The organism is Helicobacter sp. 11S02629-2 (assembly GCF_002272875.1).
Lineage (GTDB): Bacteria > Campylobacterota > Campylobacteria > Campylobacterales > Helicobacteraceae > Helicobacter_I.
This window is the reverse complement of the sequence record NZ_MLAN01000043.1, coordinates 1-1,065: the sequence shown is the minus strand read 5'-3', so window position 1 is coordinate 1,065 and position 1,065 is coordinate 1. Positions and strand designations below refer to the sequence as shown.

The 1,065-nt window shown below is 33.6% G+C and carries 1 pseudogene; it reads left to right on the top strand.

What is annotated here, in order from left to right:
- Positions 1-1,065: pseudogene (locus tag BKH40_RS08845) on the top strand (hypothetical protein); the annotation flags it as partial.

Genomic DNA, 1,065 nt, shown 5'->3' with positions numbered 1-1,065 from the left:
CCCTTAAAGACTTAAACACCACGAAAGTTGCAAGTAAGCTAAAAGAGGATGAAGCTTTAAGTCCTAAAGAAGTAGATGCTAATACAAATATCTCTAAAGATACCACAGACTTAAATACCCCTAAAGAAGCTATGGAAGATGTAAGTAAGATAGACACTACTAACAAAGAAGCTATCCCTCTAGTGCTAGAAGAGCTAGGATATGATGATACAAGGTTTTATCACATGCAAAAAGATGCCATCAAACACTTGCTAAAAAAGAAAAGTGGACAAGTTGGTGGGGCTTTTTATAGATCTGATCTAGGAGAGATAACCCTTCCTTATGGAAAAGTTATAGACAAAGATAAGCATACTGGCTATGGACTAGCCCATATACTAGATAAAGACATTAAAGAGTTTAGTGACTTTGGAAAAGGAGAAGAAGGGCTAATAGAAGGCTTAAATGAAATAATTACAAATGGAAGGCTAGGGGCTAGTAGTAATGAAAACCATAAAACCATATGGCTTAACAAAAATGAGAAATGGTATAAACTAGACTTAACTAAAAGACAAAGCAAGTGGGGAGAAAAGCAGTGGGTTATAACTTCTTATGAAAACACTAGAGGTAATATACCAGATGATGTAAGTGGTTTTAGTAAACTTTTATCTAATGCTGCAAGACTAGGAGAAGATGCTTTACCAAGCACTCCTAATAAAGCCCTAGAAGGCTTGATAAGTCAAGATAAAGGCTTAAAACTTTATGATGAAACTATAGATTCTTTAAATGATGCTATAGAGTTTAGTAAGAAGATAATCAGTACCTATCTTGAGGCTTTAAATTTTAAGCTTAGTGGAAAAGGAAGTCCAAACTACCTTATAGAAAAGATAGCTTCTTTACCTAAAGGCAAAGACTTAGATACCTTAGTGGCTAATAAAGAAGCTTTAAATGAGATCTATAACTTAAGTCTAGAGGTAAGTAAGAAGGGACAAAAAGACATATATGAAAGCTTAGATAGCCTAGGCTTATCTACTAAAAATAATGATCTTTTTAGAACAAAGATACAAAGCCTAGAAGACTTTATAAAAA